This window comes from Chryseobacterium lineare (assembly GCF_977014045.1).
Map to the genome: position 1 here is coordinate 239,755 of NZ_CDRNIQ010000001.1, position 18,161 is coordinate 257,915.

An 18,161-nucleotide genomic window follows, 5' to 3' on the forward strand; every position below is an offset into this window, starting at 1 on the left:
ATCGCTTTTTTTATTTAATGATAAGATGATGTTAGTTCAAACGCCCTCTCAAATATTTAAAGCCGATTTTGCATTCTGGAAAAAAGAAAGCAAATCAGTGCTTAACCAGATTATCAGTAATCAAAATAATGCCGGCCATATAAAATCGGTAACCGAAATTATTTTAGATGAAAACGGAAGTTTTGAATTTGAATCACAGGAAAATTCAACGTTAATTATTCTGACACTCTACGGAAAAATTCAGCTGAATAGTTTTCGGAAAGTAATTTCTCCGGAAGAAGTTTTTACGCTAAAATCAAAAGAAAAATTGACGGTTACCATCAGGAACTACCTGAATGACGAGAAAACCGACATTTTAATCATTGAACTGCAATCTCTTCAACCAGAAAATGCATTTTTCTTCGAAGACCTTCATATTGAAAAGAAAAACACGTTGATTCCGGTTTCAAAAAAATTAGAATTTCCAAACTTCATCGGACTTTACGAAGGGAGGAAAGAAGAAATGTACTCTTTATATAATTCCAGTAAAATGATCTTTGGAATGGTTATTAACGGGGCTTTTGAATTTCAAAACAGATTACTTGAAACCCGGGATTCAATTCTGTTGCGAGATATTCAAACTTTAGAATTTGAAGCTTTAAGCGAAAATGCACTGATCATTTTCTTCGAGATTTAAACTTAAAATTTAGAAAATATGGATAGAAAAAACTTTTTAAAAAATTCTTTAGGTTTAGCCGGAATTGCCGTTGCTGCACCAAGTTTGTTCCGCTCAGAACTTATTTCTGATGAATTAAACATCAACAATTCAACGAAAAATATTTTAAGCTGCAGCGTTACCAATTCGGAAACAGAAGGGCCTTTTCCAACGCATACTCCGTCAAGCCTTGTTCAGACCAATATTGTGGGAGACAGAACCGGTGTTGCATTTACAATGAATATTTACATCAAAAATACCAATGCGAATTGCGGAGCTTATCAAGGGGTTTTGGTGGATGTATGGCATTGTGACAAAGACGGAAATTATTCTGAATACGGAGGTACACAAATGCAGCAGGCCAATTACACCAACAATCATTTTCTTCGCGGAAGACAGACTACGGATGCAAATGGCCTGGTTACTTTTACAAGTATTTTTCCGGGATGGTACCAAAGTCGGGCGACACATATTCACGTTCATATTTACAAACCTGATGGAACTTCTTTGCTGGTAACGCAGATTGCATTTCCGGAAGGAACAACCAGTGCCGTTTATAACGTTAATGCCAACGGAACTTCATATGGCTATACCAAAGGAATGACAGGTTATACTTATAACGCCAATGACAATGTATTTTCAGACGGAACGAGTAATGAAATGAGTACTGTAACCGGTTCTTTGTCGGCTGGTTATATGTTAACGCATACTATTTATGTTGCAGGAACATCAAATCTTGGAACACTAGAAACTTCAAATAACAAAAATTTTAAAGTGGGTCAGAATTGTCCAAATCCATTCAGGGATGAAACGGTATTTCCGATTGTTTTGAACGAAAAATCAACGGTAAACATTGAATTGTTTGATTGCAGCGGAAGAAAACTGGCAACAGTGATCAATCAACAAAAACTTTCTGCAGGAAGACAGGAAATAAAGATGAGCAGAAACCAACTAAAATCAGGAATGTACGTAGTAGAAATTACTATTGTAAACTCGCAGGGAACATGTAAAGAAGACCTGAAAGTTTTGGTAAATTAAATACACTTATTACTTTAAGTGCAGATGTTTTTCATATTAATTTGTTTTGGTTCAGGGCAGAATCATGATGCTGCCCTGTTTTTTATTCATTAAAACTAAAAATGATGAGAGCAAAGATAAAACTAGCATTCCGAATCGTGATCGACCATAATTCTGAAATGGTCTGGGATCAATATATTTTTGAAGATACTTATTTTGAATATAAAATTCAACATCAGGTTTTTGATGATCCGGAAAATCCGGTGAGAAATTATTGGGAGCTTTTGGCGAAAAATTCTCAAGCCGAAAAAATGCCTTTTTTGCTGAGTTCGGCGGTTGTGAATTACGTTTCACAATTGAAGGGCGAAATCAAAAGTCTTCCCGATGTTTTGGGGAATACTTTTTTTCCTTTTGAAAGTTTTAAACTTGATTTGATCAGCTCAAATATCGAAGACCCTTCAAAACATAAAATCGGACTTACATTTTATACTCCTGAATTGCTTTTGATCGATATTATCGACAATAAATACCTCTTGAGCAGCAATACAGATCGCAAAAATTCTTTTGAAACTTTTATGTTTGCTTTTCATCCGCAAGTTGCAATATCCTCTTACAATCTTCTGGAATAACTCCTTCATAAAATCTTAATGGTTTAAATTAGTTCATTAATTCAACCTGGCTTTTTAATCTTTCCGAAAGTATCGCGATGATCCTTTATAAGGCTTCGTATCCGAAAGATATATTTTCATTTCATCGGAAGTCAGCATTCCGATGGTCATTCCTATGAATGTGTTTCTTAATACATTATCCTTCTGCAGGCTCTGTTCAATAAAATTGAGTTTCTTGTCTGTTGTTAAAGAAGTGAAATCTGAAATTTTCCGCGATGCATAATCATTAAATAACAAAAGATAAATTTCATTCTGTAATTTCATAACGGACCGAAGTACCTGGTTTTGAAAGTTTTCGGTGTCGCTGCTGTTTTCAAATATTGGAAGGGAGAGATTCTCCCGAAGGTCTGTTTTGTCTGGCATGATTTATTGTATTAAGTTTTACCCCACCGTCTTTGTATCTTCTTCTTTCAGAATTTTTTTCTCCTTCATTGAAAGCATCATCCGTTCGTATTTGTACTTTTGCCAGTCGAAATTACTGAGGAAATCGAGAGCGGCCTGAAATCCGCGGTTGAAGAGTTCTTCTTTTTCTTCCCTTTTCATAAAGAAATTCAGCCAGCTGCTGCTTCCGCAATTAACCGTCTGAATGCTGAACAAATGATAAAAAGTATGTTTGGTAAGAAAGGTTTTATCGTTAAATCCTTTCAGGGTGCTGATGATATTTCCGGCATAGGTGAGGGGAGATTTCAGGATTTGCGCACTCGTTTTTCTTTTATCGGGAAGCAGATCGGAATCGCTGGTGAGCTGTACGCCAAATAACGGCATCCTCGGATAAAAAATATCAGCGGCATGGAAAAGATCGATAGGAAAATTTGAAATGCTTCCGCCATCTATGAAAACTCCGGCAGGATTGATATCTTCAGGTTGGGTATTCATCCAGAATTTCCAGGCATATTTTACAGAATCATCATCTTTATTGATTGCTTTTTGCATAGGTTCAAAAAAGAAAGGAACCGACATGGAAGCACGCACGAATTCTGCAGGGCTGGCGTGTTTCAGTTCTTCTTCAGACCAGTACAGATTGGCCATCGTAGGGAGTTCAACTTTTATTTTAGCATTGATATCTGTGGTTACTACAATGTATTCGGATTTCAGCAGGTAGAAAGGATCTTTTTTGTAGTACTCATTATTCACGGTACTGTCGTAGAAAATTTTATACCTGATTTCATCAATATGTTCACTATTATTGACTCTTATTTGCTCAATGCTCTTTAATGCCATTTGATAATACTGCATTTCGTTTCCATAGCGGTAGTTAAGGTTGAGATCTTTACCTGTTTTCACGAACTTTTCATTGAGATTAGCCACGGTCTTTATTCCAAAACTGTCTAAAGCTTTTTTCATGGCTGTTAAAAAAGTATTTCCCGGATTCAGTCCTGAATTTCTCTTTTTAAGGTCTGTATAAATTTTTGCCAGGCATAAAACACCAACGATCATTAACAGTAAGGGGATTGAAAAAAGAATCTTCGTCTGCCATATTTTTTCTGTAGGATATACAAATGACAATATTCCAAAAAATACCAGAATCCCAATGGCAATATATGAGTTGATTTTCAGGAAATTTTTATTGTTCAGCATGGCATGGATGGTGGTTCTTACATAAGGTTTTCCGTCCATAAAATCGGCAAAGTTCCAATTGAAAAGTATTTCTTTAATGATTTCGCTTTTGGGTTCTTCTTTGGTTTTGCAGGCAGCGATCAGCAGGGTATTGATGGCACCGGCACTGGTTCCTGCCACTTTCAGAAAACGGATCCCGAAGATTTCAAGACCATAGAGATAGCCTACCAGTGCAGTTCCCCAAACACCACCACCTTCCTGTACAAACTCTACATATTGATTTCCTGCGGCATCTAAGAGATCGGAAAATTCTTTTGCCGAAATGAGATCGTGCAAAGCAGCTAGCTTTTCCTTAGATTCTTTGGAAAGAATATCTTCTTCCAGAATTTTCTTGAGGTTTTCCGGTTTCATGGGTGATTTGGTTATGTTATTTTGGTTTAACGAAGATATTTAATTCTTGTTTTACAAAAACACCCCAGCGGAAATTTTTTCAGTCTTTGCTACGATTCCAGAATAGGGTAACAGATTTATTTTAACACTACCACTGTTTTCTTCGGGCATAAATAAAGGTACAGATGACAACCAAAGCCATCAATCCGAGGGTAAAGAAGTAGCCGTATTTGGTGTGCAGCTCCGGCATATTATCAAAGTTCATCCCGTAAACACCGGCAATAAAAGTAATTGGTAAAAAATAAACAGAATAGATCGCCAGTACTTTCATAACCTGGTTGGCCTTCTGGTCAGATAACGCCAGAAACATTGAAATAAGGTTGGTAATCTGGATGTTCAGATGTTCAAAATCTGCCACTACATCTTTATGCTTATCTTTTAAATCAAAAGTTTCAGAGTCCTGTAAATCTAAAAGTTTAAATTTATCGATGGCATCAGTGGAAATAGTAAGAACCCTTGAATTTAATCCCGATTTCCGTTTCAGCTTATACAATCTTTTGATCTGGTTGGTATGATTGGTATTTTTAAGGAAGATTTCGTTTTCGATATTATCCATTGTTTCAAACAGACTTATGGATTCGTCATCAAAGCTTTTCATAATCAGCAGGGCGATCTTAAGGGCGATTTTTTCGGAAGTGATTTCAGTGGTAAGCTGAGAAACCTGTTTCTTGGTTTCGGAAAGGCTTTTGGTTTTCATCCGGTGAATGGTAATAATGGTTTTTCCCAATAAAAAAATTCCGATTTTGGTGCTGATGTCGCTTATCGTGTTTAGGTTTTTACGTTCCAGCTCGGTACTTTCGCGCAAAAGGAAAAATTTTACATCTCCGTCTTGCTCATACTTCGGCAGGTGGTTCGGATCCAGGGTGTCTTCCAGGAGAAGATTATTGATCTCATATCTTTCATGTAAAAATTTCAGGTCCTCCGCTGACGGAGCTTCCACATCTACCCATTCGCACTGGGAGTCTCTGTAAATGGTCTCAATTGGCATATAGTAAAAATAGTGTATTTTAAAAAACTATGTATCAAATAAGCTTTATATTTGTCAAAATTAGAAAACTATATGATTAAAAGTACAATAAAAGGCATCGGATTCCATGTTCCGGATAACATTGTTACGAATGATGATCTAGCAAAATTAATGAGCACCAATGACGAATGGATTACAGAAAGAACCGGTATAAAAGAGAGAAGGCACCGAAAAAACAGAAATGATTCTCAGGAAACGACGGCTTATCTGGCTTTTAAAGCTTCAGAAAAAGCAATTGCCAATGCAGGATTTACCTCAAAAGATATAGATTATATTGTTTTTGCTACACTTTCTCCGGATTATTATTTTCCGGGCTGTGGGGTTTTGCTTCAGGATATGTTAGGTTGTGATACAATCGGAGCATTGGATGTAAGAAACCAATGTTCAGGATTTGTGTATGCGATGAGTGTTGCCAATGCTTTCATTAAATCAGGAACGTATAAAAATATATTAGTGGTAGGTGCTGAAATTCATTCTTTCGGATTGGATTTTACGGATGAAGGGAGAGGCGTGTCGGTGATTTTTGGCGATGGGGCAGGAGCAATTGTACTCTCTGCAACAGAAGATGAAAATGCAGGAGATATTCTGGCGGTAAACATGCATTCTGAAGGGAAATTTGCAGACGAATTGTGTACGCAGTTTCCGGGTTCCAAGTTCGGATGGAGCGACAGGATGAGAAAAGAGCCTGAAAATGTGACTAACAAGGAAGTGTACCCGATTATGAATGGAAATTTCGTTTTCAAACATGCGGTAACAAGATTTCCTGAAACGATGCAGGAAGCTTTAGATAAGGCAGGTAAAACCATTGAGGATCTGGATATGTTTATTCCGCATCAGGCTAACCTTAGGATTGCCCAGTTTGTTCAGCAGAAATTCGGACTTCCGGATGAAAAAATCCATAATAATATCCAGAAATACGGAAATACTACAGCAGCTTCTATTCCTATCGCATTAAGCGAAGCGATTGAGGAAGGAAAGATCAAAAGAGGTGATCTTGTATTGCTTTCTGCGTTCGGAAGTGGCTTTACGTGGGGAAGTGTTCTTTTTGAATACTAAATTAAAAGCATTAAATAAAAAATCCGCAGACTTGTTACAGACTGCGGATTTTGTTTTTTACTGAATGTTTAAGCTTTTCAGTAGTTTTTCAGTATCAGAATAATCTTCTCCTGTTTTCTTCGCAAGCTCGATTGCTTTTTCGGCCCAAAGCTTGGCGTTTTTCTTATCTCCTAATTTATTGTAAAGGTTTGCCAGCGTATCTGTATTGGCAGAATTTTCATCTTTCTTTACCGATTCCTGTGCCCAGTTCAATGCTTTTTCCAATGCAGGTTTATTGGTCACGTTTTCAAAGAAATTCCATGCAATAGAATTGAGTTCTTCCGACCCTAAAGCTGATGTATCTTTGTAAAGCTCCATGGTCAGTTTCTCGTAAGTTGCGATATCTTTATCCTTTAAAGCTCTGTTGGCTTTGGCTCTCGTTAAGATTTTTACTGCTTCGTCTTTTGTTAAAAACTTCTGTGTTTCGGTCATGAAATAGCTGTCATTCCATTTTTTTGTATCGGCATTGTAAGATTTTTTAACAATTGTATTAAGCTTAATATTTTTGTCAAAAGCATCATATCTTTCAGCAGGAAGAACTTTGGTAATTTCAGCTTTCTTCGCCAGGAAAGTTTTATACAGCGGGCTGTCAGTACTCTGCGTCGCAGAAAGAAGCATCTGAATATCTTCTCTGTCAAGTTCTGTTTTTCCACTGAAATAACGTTCCAGAACTCTTGCAGCAAATTCGGAATCGCTATACATTGTGAGACCGGCAAGATTTTTCAGGAACGCAGGATCTTTTTCTCCGTCTTCGAATTTTTTCTTTAAAGTTCCCAGTCTTTTGCTCGGATCTCCGGCGTCTTTAGCAAACTGGATAAAATCTTTTTCTTCAACATATCCCAGCGTTCTGTGTACCAGCTCACCATTTCCGTCTACAAAAAGATAGGTCGGGAAAGCTTTTACATTGTACTTTTTGGCGATATCAATACCTTCTCCTTTTTCCATGTCGATTTTAGCATTGATAAAATTGGCATTGTAGTAATCTCCCACGTTCTTTTGTGGAAATACGTTTTTTGCCATCAGCTTACAAGGTCCGCACCATGTGGTGTAAGCGTCGATGAATACAAGTTTATTTTCTTTTTTAGCTTTCGCGAGAATAGTGTTGAAGTTAGTTTCTTCGAATTTGATTCCCTGTGCCAATGCAAATGCTCCGATGAAAAGAGCCGAGAATATTGATAGTTTTTTCATGATATTTATTATTGATTGCAAATGTAATAATTATGTTCACAAATCAGTCTTTATAATATAAAAATTGTTACAACTTTGGTTGGATTAATTTTTAAGGTTTAGGTTAAAGTTTTAAATAGCCAATATTATAATAATTCAATTGCTTTTAAACATAAAAAACCGCAGAATTTCTGCGGTTATATCATTTTTTCATAGCTGAATCTGATTTCATTTTTACGCTGTCAGCCGTAGCAGATTCCGAGTGTGAGGCAGCGGTGTCACCCATACTATTTCTCATATAATCCTTGTTTCTTTCTTCTTTAAATTCTTCTCTTTTTTCTTTGTTCTGTGCGCAGCTTCCTAAAAAAAGTGAAGCCAATACCGCACCTGTCAATAATTTTTTCATAGAAATATTTTTTAATGTTAGTGTAATCAAATATAGTATTAAAAGACAAAAAATAAAAGATATAAATTGCCTGGACATAAAAAATCCTCAGAATTAATCCGAGGACCTTTCAAGTTAAGTTAAACTATTATTATTTAACAGTAGTTGCTGAATCAGCTTTCATTTTCATGCTGTCAGGAGCAGTAGTTGTTGTAGTCACCGTATCAGTAGTAGTCGGTGCTACACTTGTCGTTGTATTGTCTACTGCTGTCGAATCTGTGCTACTATTTGACATTGATGATTCCTTTGTTCCGCAACTTACCGCTATTACTCCTAGTGCTGCGATTAACATTAATTTTTTCATAATACTTTGTTTAGTGTGAGTAAAACACTATTCAATAATTATTCCGAATTGATGGGATAATTACTAAATATTTAATAAAATAATTTAAAATATTGTTAATTAATTCATCAATAAAAAAGCTCCGGAATTAAATCCCGAAGCTGTATGTATGATAAGTAATAAGATTAATTAATACTCATTGCTGATTACTTTACTTATAAAATTACCCTAAATAAGGATATTTATAATCTTTAGGTGAAACAAAAGTTTCTTTAACAGATCTTACGGATGTCCATCTTAATAAGTTCATTTTTGATCCCGCTTTATCATTGGTTCCAGAAGCTCTTCCTCCTCCGAAAGGCTGTTGGCCAACAACTGCGCCTGTAGGTTTGTCGTTGATATAGAAGTTTCCGGAAGCATTTTCTAATGCCTTGAACGCTTGATTAATTGCATAACGATCCTGTGCAAAAACTGAACCCGTCAATGAATAAGGAGATGAAGAATCTACCAATTCTAAAGTTTCAGCCCATTTTGCATCGTCATAAACGTAAACAGATAAGATTGGCCCGAAGATTTCCTCAACCATACTTTCGTATTGAGGGTTTGTCGTTTTAATAACTGTCGGATGTACAAACCATCCTTTAGAATCGTCAGTTTTTCCTCCGATTACTACATTGGCTTCGTTTGAATAATTGGCTCTGTCGATATAGCCTTTACATTTTTCAAAAGAATTTTTGTCAATTACGGCATTTACAAAGTTGGAAGGATCTTCAGGAGAACCAATTTTAATAGAATTGATTTGATTTTCCATTACTTTTTTCACATCTGCCCAAAGAGACTGAGGAATATAAGCTCTTGAAGCCGCGGAACATTTTTGCCCCTGATATTCGAAAGCTCCTCTTACCAAAGCAGTTGCTACAGCTTCTACATTGGCTGAAGGGTGAGCAATCACAAAGTCTTTTCCTCCTGTTTCCCCCACGATTCTTGGGTATGTTCTGTAGTTATGAATATTGTCGCCGATCATTTTCCACATTCCCTGGAAAACTTTTGTGGATCCTGTAAAATGAAGTCCTGCAAAATCTCTGTGTGCCATTACTTTTTCTGCAGTTTCTTTTCCGTCTGTGAAAATCATGTTGATGACTCCCGCAGGAAGTCCGGCTTCCGTTAAAACATCCATGATTACTTTTGCAGAATAGATTTGCTTGTCAGATGGTTTCCAAACGACTACGTTTCCAAGCATCGCCATACAGGTAGGTAAATTTCCTGAAATGGCTGTAAAGTTGAATGGAGTAACCGCAAAACAGAATCCTTCTAATGGTCTGTATTCAACTCTGTTCCAGATTCCTGCATCGGATACGGGTTGTTCAGAATACATTTCCGTCATAAATTCTACATTGAATCTTAAGAAATCGATGAACTCACAGGCAGCATCAATTTCAGCCTGGTGAACATTTTTAGACTGTCCGATCATCGTTGCTGCGTTGATTACATCTCTGTAAGGCCCCGCTAAAAGATCAGCAGCTTTTAAGAAAATTGCCGCGCGATGTTCCCAACCCAGCTCGTTCCATTCTTTTTTTGCAGCTAATGCAGCATTAATCGCATCATCCACATGTTGCATAGTTCCTCTGTGATAAAAACCAAAGTCATGGGCATGATCCTGAGGCGACTGAAGCTGAACTTTATCATCCGTTCTTACTTCTTTACCGTTAATAAACATTGGGATTTCTATCTTCTCAGCCCACATTTTTTTGTATTGAGCGATAAGGCTTTTTACTTCCGGAGTTCCCGGTGCGTAAGAATTTACCGGTTCGTTTACCGCAAATGGTACTTGCGAAATTGCTTTAGACATATTAGTTGTATATTTTTTTATTTGCTAATGATACAAATTTACAACAATTATTTGGGTAGATTATAATATGTGAATGGTCAATTTTGCTTTGCCAGTGAATGGTGAATTTTTAAAAGATTATTAAAATTGACCAGCGAAGCGGATTGACAATTCACTATTCATTCCTTATATCTTTTCGTTTTCCAGGATTTTCAGGACGAGTTTTTCTTCCTGGGTGAGATCTGCCTTACCGTCATTCTCCTCTATTTTTTCAAGTTCGTCGAGGTATTTCCTGATGGTGTTATTTTCATATAGATTAATGACTAAAGGATGGACGTAATATTTCCTGCATACTGTGCTTGTGTTTCCCAGGTGGGACGCTACAATTTCTAACGCTTCTTTTACTTTTTTTTTGTATTGAGTATTATTTTCTGCGTAGCCGATTTCTTTAAAAGCAATCAGTGCACTTACCGTTCCGGACCAGGTTCTGAAATCTTTTGCCGTAAAATCTTCACCGCTGATCTCTTTAATGTAATCATTCACCATTCCCGAATCAATGGAATGTCGGTTTCCTTCATCATCAATATACTGAAAAAGTTCTCTTCCCGGAATGTCTTTGCATTTCTGAACCAATCGAGCCAATCTTTTGCTTTTGAGATCGATATCATGCATTACTCCTTTTTTACCTTTGAAATGAAAGGAAATCTTCTGTCCCTGAATTTGAACATGCTTCCCTTTTAGTGTTGTTAAACCGAAAGAACCATATAATTTTTCATAAGCATTATTTCCTATCCTGATGTTGGTACGTTGCATAAGGCTTACAATCAATGCAAGGATTTTTCTCTTTTCGAAATTTCTTAAAGCCAGATCTTTTTCTACCTGAAGACGAATATCTGGTAGTGCATATCCGAACTGCAGCATTCTGTAAAACTTCGTATGATTTCGCAATGCACTCCAAAGCGGATGATAGCGATATTGCTTTCTCTTTTTTACATCAAAACCAGTTGCCTGAAGATGGCCGTTATCAAGCGCACATATCCATACATTTTCCCAGGCCGGTGGAATAACCAGCTTGTTGATTCTAGTAATTTCATCTTTATCCCTGATTTTTTCGCCGTCTCTGTAATAAGAATATTTTTTTCCGGTTTTTTTGCGTGTGATCCCGGCTGTCTCTGCATCGGAGGTATAAATGAGATGTACCGCCTTTGCAGATGCTACCGGATCTTTCATAATTTTGACAATCTTTGAGGGCTTCAGATGGGAAATGATTTCTAAGTCTGAATTTTCCATAAGATCGGTTAAGAGTTCCTACCCCTTGAAAATAGCCATAAAATAATAGCTATAACGCCAACTACTAATATGATCCCCCACCACATTCCGGCCTTGAAGATTGTTTCTACTGCTTCGCAGCTTGTAAGTGTCAGTAATGTTAATATTGCAATACTGTAAAAGCTCCATTTTTTCATAATAATATTATTTTATTGTTTATTATTTTCAAACTCTGTGAAGATCGGCTCTCCATTTGATGATGGATTTTTTGATCTCGTCTCCTTTCATGTTTTCTTTCAGTGCTTTTTCGAGAAAAACTTTGAATTCATCATCGTAAGCGAATCTCAAAGCGGCGATCTGGCCAAAGGAAAGTTTTTCCTCCACGTCATCGGATCTCAATCCGAAAAGTTCAAAATACCGCTGGCGGAATTCAAGCCTCACGATACGATTCTGAAGGACCAGTGCATAATGTTGCCTCAGCATGATGGCCAGGTAAAAAATCAGGAAAATCACTATTGAAAATAAAACCCACACAAGCTGATTTTGTTGGTCACTGAAAATCTTATATATTCCGATTCCTTCTAAAATGATTAATAACGGAAGAAAAACGAAATGATGAGGAGCATAAAATCGTACGTGATTTTTATAATTCTGACTTTCCATTTCTCGTATATTGCAATTATCTTTCCAAAATTCTTTAATTTCTGATCTAAATTTAATTTTGGCTGAAGAAATACGGAATTAGAGGCTTAAATATGATGTATGATACCATGTTGTGATAAAATATGAATTTAATTCACCTGTACATTGCTATATTTGAGTATATTAACACTTTAATTCAAATATCTGTACAAAATGATCAAGAAGATAATATTTATATTCACTATTTTGATTTCACTGTTTGGTTTTAGTCAAAAATACAATTTTACTTATCAGTACACCTTTAAACCCGACTCATTACATTTAGATAAAACCGAAACCGAGCTGATGGGCCTGTTTATAGATAAAAACGGATCAACTTACTTCAGCCTGGCAAAAGTAAAAAGAGATTCTGCAATCGCACAGAACATGAATTCAGATGGAATATCCTCAAATATGCCCGTTTCATTAAATACCTTTCCACAAGGAAAAGTTCGTGGTATAATTCAGAAAGACTGGCGATCCAATGAAGTAATATCTTACCTGTCTGTGAACACTGATCGATTTAAAATCATTCAGCACATTGCCTTCAATTGGCACATCGAAACAGAAACTGCTCTGATACAAGGTAAGAAATGCCAGTTGGCAACGGTAGAATATAAAGGCAGAAAGTATAACGCGTGGTTTACTAATGAAATTCCCATTTCTGAAGGACCATATAAATTTGGCGGACTTCCGGGATTGATCGTCAAGATCGAAGACACAAAAAAACAACATATCTGGGAATTAAAAGGAATTGAAAAGTTTAGACATATAAAACTTAATTTGTCTGCCTATATTCCTGTGACGGAAAGCCAATATAAAAAAGCTGTTGAAGATTACATCAGAGATCCGATGAACAGAATGAGAGAGCTTAAGCGAAGATATGGAATTACCAGCCTTACGTCAACTTCGCCTGATGGGACTTCATACTCAGATGCTGAGTATGAAAAAATGAAAACTAAGAAAATACAGGAGAGTTTTAAGGAAAACAATAATTCCATCGAGCTTCATTAGACATTTTAGAATTATGCCAGGATCTGATTAATTACGGTTTATCTAAAAAAAATCCTTATTTTAATGAATATATTATTGCAATTATGGACAAACAATTAAAAAAATTTCTAATCAAATCTGTTATTGTTTTAAGCGTAATACATTTGGGCTATTTTATCTATGGATATTTCAAGTTTGAAGGGATCAATAAAATCGATATTTATACAGAGTTTTACAGATTCAAATTTTACGATGACGTTTCTATTTCCCACTTTTTTATTACCGGTCTGTTCCTGTTTTGCTTTTTTGTTTTATTATTGAGAAATCATTCCAAAAAAAGATATAGCGTTGCCAATACTGTAAAAATTGGCGCTTCTTTATTACTTATTTCCTTTCTCTCGTTGACTTTTTTTATGAGCTACAGTTTTGGGTTAAATGCCAAAATGAGACAGGAGCTTCCTGAAAAGGATTTTAATAAAGACAAAACTTTGCTCAATGTCTTAAATCCGTTTTTGTACAATTATACTTCCTATAGTTCTGAGAAATTATTTAATCCTGAAAATATTTTATATCCTAAACCTTATCCGGTGATAGCGGAGAAAGACACCATTTATTATGATCCTAATGATAAGGAAAATTATTCCGTTGAAACAAGCTATTACAGTATAGATACGTTAAAAATACTAAGTTCCGATTATAAAAATATAAGTTCTAAAATGATTTCAGGAATGGATTATTTAGGACTTGAACCCAAGGAATTTACAAAAAGAATTATTTCCAAAAAAGCGATCGGAGACAGTACGGAAATCATATTCAAAGGTGTTGAGGTAGATCCGGAATATGATGAGGATATCTGTATCTTTTTGGAAAATAAGATTTTATATAGTCCTGTCCATAACGTTTCTCAAACTACACAACAATATCAGAATGCCGTAACGAGATATAAATTGCTCTATAAATATGATCAGGATTCGCTGCTTCATTCGTTTCAGCGGCTGGACACTTTGTTTAAGAAATATAATATAGAATCACAGATCGTTCCCAAAGATTTGAGTCATGATGTCTTTTATTTCCGTGATCATAGCAGGGAACCTCTCAATGAGATTCGGAATACTTTTGATCGGGCTAGATTGAGGGAAACAGTTAATACGCTTGAACGTCTATTTTACAAACCCAATTATCTTCATCCGTCAATACAGATTATTTTCATGGTGGTCGTCCTAAGTGTTTGGATCGCTCTATTTCTGCTGTATCTGATCTGGAATTATGTTAAAACAAGAAATCATCGATTATCTACAGAAAATAAATAAAGCAAAACAACAGTTTAACGAATTGTGCATCGCAATAAATTGTTGTGAATTAAATTTTATTGAAAAAAGCGTTGTTAAGTTTCATATTCAAAATCTTAACAACGCTGAACGCAAAAGCGAAATAAATTTTGAAATATTATCTGCGGATCGTTACACCGCCATCAACCGACAGATATGAACCTGAAATATAAGAAGCTTCGTCTGAAGCCAGGAACACAATGGCATTTGCTATTTCTTCTGCTTCCCCGATTCGTTTCAGCGGAACCGCTGCGGCGATAGCATTTTTAATGTCTTCCGGCGTCTGTTGATTCATTGGGGTATCGGTTAATCCGGGAGCAACAGTATTTACCCGAATTTTTCTGTCTGCCAATTCTATTGCTGCCGTCCGTGCTATTGCATCAACTGCACTTTTTGTTGCAGCGTAAGCTCCCATTTGTGCATATCCGCTCACTGAAACTCCGGACGAAATAAGAACAATGGAGGCTCCTTCTGCTAAATGCGGAATCAGTTTTTGTAATGTGAAGAACAATCCTTTCACATTGATGTTGAACAAATCATCAAACACTTCTTCTGTTGTTTCTTCTATTGAAAATTGTTTTGCAATTCCTGCATTCAAAACAAGCACGTCAACTTTGTTTCCGCTTTCTGCTATTTCTTTCTCCAATGTTGCAATATCTGCCAATTTGGAAATATCAGAAGCTAAGGTCTTCAATTTTGGGCTGTTAATTTTTACTGATGCTGTCTGCAAACTATCAGTATTTCTTCCTGTTATCAAAACGTTTGCTCCTTTTGCAATAAACGTTTTTGCGGTTGCTAGTCCAATTCCTGCACTTCCGCCTGTAATGATTACATTTTTATCTGTGAAATTCATTTTTTTAAATTTTAAATGATGAAAATTAATTTTTAGTCTAAGACTTTTGAATTTATTTGTTTTTGAAATCGATTTCTTTAACGATGCAAATGTAAAATGAATAAATTTATTTTAGTAACTTTGTAACTAAAAGTAACAGTAACTTTTGAGTAACAAAGTAACTTATGGAGGAAATAAAATGTTCGGATAACGACACTAACAAAAAACAGATTATGGCTGTTCATGATGCAATGGATGTATTGAATGGCAAATGGAAAATCTCAATAATTTCATCGGTTTGCTATTACAACAAACGGCGCTTTTCTGATATTCTGAACGATGTAAAAGGTATTTCCAATAAAATGCTCAGCAAAGAACTGAAAGAACTGGAAATGAACCAACTCGTAAAACGAATAGTCCTGGACACACAACCCGTAACGGTACAATATCAGCTGACAGAATACGGTTTGACTTTAAAAAAAATCATCGATACTTTGGCTGATTGGGGAACTGAACATCGGAAAGTAATTGTCGGGAAGTGAAAATAAGGCTATGACTTACTTAGATTTACCAGCTAAATTATTAAGATGGTATTTATTTGATCATTTATTATGCCGGATGAAATATCCCCTAAAACACAATTTAACGCTGCCAGGTAACCTTTAAATTCGTAACTTCACATCTTTAAAAATTATTCAAAAAATGACTTCAAAGGAAAAAATAGCTGCACTTCGGGAAGAAATGCAGAACAATAATGTTGATGCATTTATCGTATATTCTGCAGATCCGCATATGAGCGAGTACCTTCCGGAAGAATGGCAGGAAAGAGCTTGGCTTTCAGGTTTTTTAGGTTCTGCGGGTTTTGTGGTAGTCACTAAAGATAAAGCAGGATTGTGGACAGACGGAAGGTATTTTACCCAGGCTGCCATTGAACTGGAAGGATCCGGCATCGATCTTTTCAAAGAAGGAATGGAAGGAACGCCTAATTATATCGACTGGATCATCTCTGAAATCCCTGCAGAAGGAAGGGTTGCAGTAAATGCTTTGGCAACTTCCCATGCCAATTGGGAACTTCTGACTGAGAAATTAAATGCTAAAAATAAAACCCTACTGGATCTGCCTCTTCTGGATCAGATCTGGAAAGAGAGAGGAACTCCCTCTAAAAATCCGATTTTCGTACATCCGATAGAAAGAGCCGGTAAGTCTGTTGCAGAAAAAATAGCAGCCATCCGCCAGAAAATGGAATCTATGGAGGCGACGGTTCATGTAATTTCAAGTCTTGATGATGTTGCCTGGACGCTCAATCTCCGAGGAAGTGATGTGCAGAGCAATCCTGTATTTTTAGGATATATCATCATTACTAAAAATGATGCAAAGCTTTTTACAGATCTTGAAAAGCTTGAAGTAGAAGCCAGAAAACAGATGGATGAAGCCTGGGTAAAAATGATGCCTTACGAAGAATTCTATAACTGCCTGAAAGAATTTAAAAATGAAAAGGTTTTGGTATCGCCCAACAGCAATCAGTCTGTTTTTGAAGCATTAAAATCCGAAAATCAATTTATCAAAGCTCCTGTTCCGGGGAATTTAATGAAGGCCCAGAAAAACGAAACTGAGCTGGAAGGATTCAGGAAAGTAATGGTAAGAGATGGTGTAGCTATGGTGAAATTTCTCTACTGGCTTACACACAACGCCGGAAAGGAAGCGATGACCGAATATTCTATCGGCGAAAAGCTGAGAGGTTTCCGTGCTGAAGGAGAAAATTTTGTTGGGGAAAGCTTCGGAAGTATTGTCGGATATAAAGATAATGGTGCAATCATGCACTATTCCGCGAAAAGTGAAGGTAGTAAGGACGTGACTAATGATGCGAGCATTTTGGTCGATTCCGGAGGGCAGTATCTTGAAGGAACTACGGATATCACAAGAACTTTTGCATTAGGAACTGTTTCTGATGAGTTTAAAAGAAACTCTACATTGGTTTTACAGGGAATGATCCGCCTTTCTATGGTGAAATTTCCTAAAGGAACACGAGGGGTACAGCTTGATGCGATTGCCAGACTTCCGCTTTGGATGGAAGGAAAAGATTTTAATCACGGAACGGGACATGGCGTGGGAAGTTTCATGAATGTTCACGAAGGCCCTCAGAATATCAGAAAAGATATGAATCCTCAGGAGCTTCTTCCGGGCATGGTATGCTCCAACGAGCCTGGATATTATGTTGAAGGTCAATATGGAATCCGTCACGAAAATCTGATCGCCGTAAAAGAATCTGAAACAACTGATTCAGGAACTTTTTACGAGTTTGAAACACTAACGTTCTGTCCGTTCTTTAAAGACACGATCGTTAAGGAAATCCTTTCTGAAGAAGAAATTGCATGGCTGAACAGGTACCATCAAATCTGTGCGGAGAAAATTGGGCCTCATTTGGAAGGTGATATAAAAGAATGGTTTACACAATTGGTAAGTCCGCTTTAAAATAGACGACAACTTTTTATCTTCGAATTGAAAGATTTTCAATAGTAAGACTAAAATAAATATTAACCCCGCCCGGCAGGAACTGCCGGGCGGGGTTGTTCTGTGCAACCGTATTTTTACGGTAATAATTTTAGGGATTATCCTGAGGTTGCGGAAAACGAATGATTCTATCTTTGTGACAACAAACAAACATCATTCATCTTCATATAACTTAGTAAATTCAAAGCGGTAATCACTTCAGTTTCTGGAGTGATTTTTATTTTTAAACTATATTGATTTCCAGCTTTCCAGAATTCCATCTTTTTATCGATAAACAGTGAATATGAGATAGTAAACCCTAGCCCGGGTAGTAGCG

General features: G+C 36.5%; 19 protein-coding genes. 8 read left to right on the forward strand and 11 right to left on the reverse strand.

The genetic code is table 11. From position 1 onward, the window contains the following. Positions 1 to 25: 25 nt before the first annotated feature. The 3 genes from ACWNCI_RS01090 to ACWNCI_RS01100 all read left to right on the forward strand — a co-directional run bounded on the left by ACWNCI_RS01090 (position 26) and on the right by ACWNCI_RS01100 (position 2,340). On the forward strand, positions 26 to 676 hold the full coding sequence (locus tag ACWNCI_RS01090) for a hypothetical protein (protein WP_449386821.1): 651 nt from the start codon (positions 26 to 28) through the stop codon (positions 674 to 676). Between the two features lie 18 nt (positions 677 to 694). Beyond that, positions 695 to 1,732 carry a dioxygenase family protein gene (locus tag ACWNCI_RS01095; protein ID WP_449386822.1) on the forward strand — a complete coding sequence of 346 codons (1,038 nt, stop codon included), beginning with the start codon at positions 695 to 697 and terminating at the stop codon, positions 1,730 to 1,732. A gap of 101 nt (positions 1,733 to 1,833) precedes the next feature. After that, a complete protein-coding gene (locus ACWNCI_RS01100) occupies positions 1,834 to 2,340 on the forward strand; it encodes a hypothetical protein (RefSeq protein WP_449386823.1) in 507 nt (168 codons plus the stop codon). Between the two features lie 54 nt (positions 2,341 to 2,394). Here the strand turns inward: ACWNCI_RS01100 and ACWNCI_RS01105 are convergent, their stop codons facing one another. From ACWNCI_RS01105 to ACWNCI_RS01115, 3 genes are all read right to left on the reverse strand, one after another. Then, the gene (locus ACWNCI_RS01105) at positions 2,395 to 2,742 is read right to left on the reverse strand and encodes a hypothetical protein (RefSeq protein WP_449386824.1); all 348 of its coding nucleotides are present in this window, start codon (positions 2,740 to 2,742) and stop codon (positions 2,395 to 2,397) included. A gap of 18 nt (positions 2,743 to 2,760) precedes the next feature. Continuing rightward, positions 2,761 to 4,347: a patatin-like phospholipase family protein gene (locus tag ACWNCI_RS01110; protein WP_449386825.1), complete on the reverse strand. Its 1,587-nt coding sequence runs from the start codon at positions 4,345 to 4,347 to the stop codon at positions 2,761 to 2,763. A gap of 127 nt (positions 4,348 to 4,474) precedes the next feature. Next, entirely contained in the window at positions 4,475 to 5,374 is a 900-nt protein-coding gene (locus ACWNCI_RS01115) for a magnesium transporter CorA family protein (protein WP_449386826.1), read from the reverse strand. 72 nt (positions 5,375 to 5,446) lie between these two features. On the opposite strand from ACWNCI_RS01115, the gene ACWNCI_RS01120 reads away from it, so the two are divergent. After that, the gene (locus ACWNCI_RS01120; RefSeq protein WP_449386827.1) at positions 5,447 to 6,469 is read left to right on the forward strand and encodes a 3-oxoacyl-ACP synthase III family protein; all 1,023 of its coding nucleotides are present in this window, start codon (positions 5,447 to 5,449) and stop codon (positions 6,467 to 6,469) included. 57 nt (positions 6,470 to 6,526) lie between these two features. Here ACWNCI_RS01120 and ACWNCI_RS01125 read toward each other — a convergent pair whose 3' ends face one another. The 7 genes from ACWNCI_RS01125 to ACWNCI_RS01155 all read right to left on the reverse strand — a co-directional run bounded on the left by ACWNCI_RS01125 (position 6,527) and on the right by ACWNCI_RS01155 (position 12,163). Beyond that, a complete protein-coding gene (locus tag ACWNCI_RS01125) occupies positions 6,527 to 7,696 on the reverse strand; it encodes a thioredoxin family protein (RefSeq protein ID WP_449386828.1) in 1,170 nt (389 codons plus the stop codon). A 181-nt stretch (positions 7,697 to 7,877) separates the two neighbouring features. Next, positions 7,878 to 8,081: a hypothetical protein gene (locus tag ACWNCI_RS01130; RefSeq protein ID WP_449386829.1), complete on the reverse strand. Its 204-nt coding sequence runs from the start codon at positions 8,079 to 8,081 to the stop codon at positions 7,878 to 7,880. A gap of 130 nt (positions 8,082 to 8,211) precedes the next feature. Beyond that, on the reverse strand, positions 8,212 to 8,412 hold the full coding sequence (locus tag ACWNCI_RS01135) for a cytochrome C551 (RefSeq protein WP_346986027.1): 201 nt from the start codon (positions 8,410 to 8,412) through the stop codon (positions 8,212 to 8,214). A 214-nt stretch (positions 8,413 to 8,626) separates the two neighbouring features. Next, positions 8,627 to 10,252, reverse strand: coding sequence for an L-glutamate gamma-semialdehyde dehydrogenase (pruA, locus tag ACWNCI_RS01140; protein WP_449386830.1), 1,626 nt, complete (start codon positions 10,250 to 10,252; stop codon positions 8,627 to 8,629). 165 nt (positions 10,253 to 10,417) lie between these two features. Beyond that, positions 10,418 to 11,521, reverse strand: coding sequence for a DNA topoisomerase IB (locus tag ACWNCI_RS01145; RefSeq protein WP_449386831.1), 1,104 nt, complete (start codon positions 11,519 to 11,521; stop codon positions 10,418 to 10,420). A gap of 8 nt (positions 11,522 to 11,529) precedes the next feature. Continuing rightward, positions 11,530 to 11,697: a hypothetical protein gene (locus ACWNCI_RS01150; RefSeq protein ID WP_029296925.1), complete on the reverse strand. Its 168-nt coding sequence runs from the start codon at positions 11,695 to 11,697 to the stop codon at positions 11,530 to 11,532. A 28-nt stretch (positions 11,698 to 11,725) separates the two neighbouring features. Next, a complete protein-coding gene (locus tag ACWNCI_RS01155) occupies positions 11,726 to 12,163 on the reverse strand; it encodes a DUF6526 family protein (RefSeq protein WP_449386832.1) in 438 nt (145 codons plus the stop codon). Between the two features lie 192 nt (positions 12,164 to 12,355). Between ACWNCI_RS01155 and ACWNCI_RS01160 the strand changes: the two genes are divergently transcribed. Together ACWNCI_RS01160 and ACWNCI_RS01165 are read left to right on the forward strand one after the other, a co-directional pair. Next, the gene (locus tag ACWNCI_RS01160; protein WP_449386833.1) at positions 12,356 to 13,195 is read left to right on the forward strand and encodes a GLPGLI family protein; all 840 of its coding nucleotides are present in this window, start codon (positions 12,356 to 12,358) and stop codon (positions 13,193 to 13,195) included. A gap of 83 nt (positions 13,196 to 13,278) precedes the next feature. Then, positions 13,279 to 14,484: a hypothetical protein gene (locus ACWNCI_RS01165; RefSeq protein WP_449386834.1), complete on the forward strand. Its 1,206-nt coding sequence runs from the start codon at positions 13,279 to 13,281 to the stop codon at positions 14,482 to 14,484. Between the two features lie 136 nt (positions 14,485 to 14,620). Here the strand turns inward: ACWNCI_RS01165 and ACWNCI_RS01170 are convergent, their stop codons facing one another. Further along, on the reverse strand, positions 14,621 to 15,355 hold the full coding sequence (locus ACWNCI_RS01170; RefSeq protein WP_449386835.1) for an SDR family NAD(P)-dependent oxidoreductase: 735 nt from the start codon (positions 15,353 to 15,355) through the stop codon (positions 14,621 to 14,623). Positions 15,356 to 15,519: 164 nt separating this feature from the next. On the opposite strand from ACWNCI_RS01170, the gene ACWNCI_RS01175 reads away from it, so the two are divergent. Together ACWNCI_RS01175 and ACWNCI_RS01180 are read left to right on the forward strand one after the other, a co-directional pair. Continuing rightward, positions 15,520 to 15,876 (forward strand): winged helix-turn-helix transcriptional regulator, encoded by a 357-nt coding sequence (locus ACWNCI_RS01175; RefSeq protein WP_346986018.1) that lies wholly within the window; start codon positions 15,520 to 15,522, stop codon positions 15,874 to 15,876. Between the two features lie 160 nt (positions 15,877 to 16,036). After that, complete coding sequence (locus ACWNCI_RS01180) at positions 16,037 to 17,806, forward strand: aminopeptidase P family protein (protein ID WP_449386836.1); 1,770 nt, start codon at positions 16,037 to 16,039, stop codon at positions 17,804 to 17,806. Positions 17,807 to 18,161 lie beyond the last annotated feature (355 nt).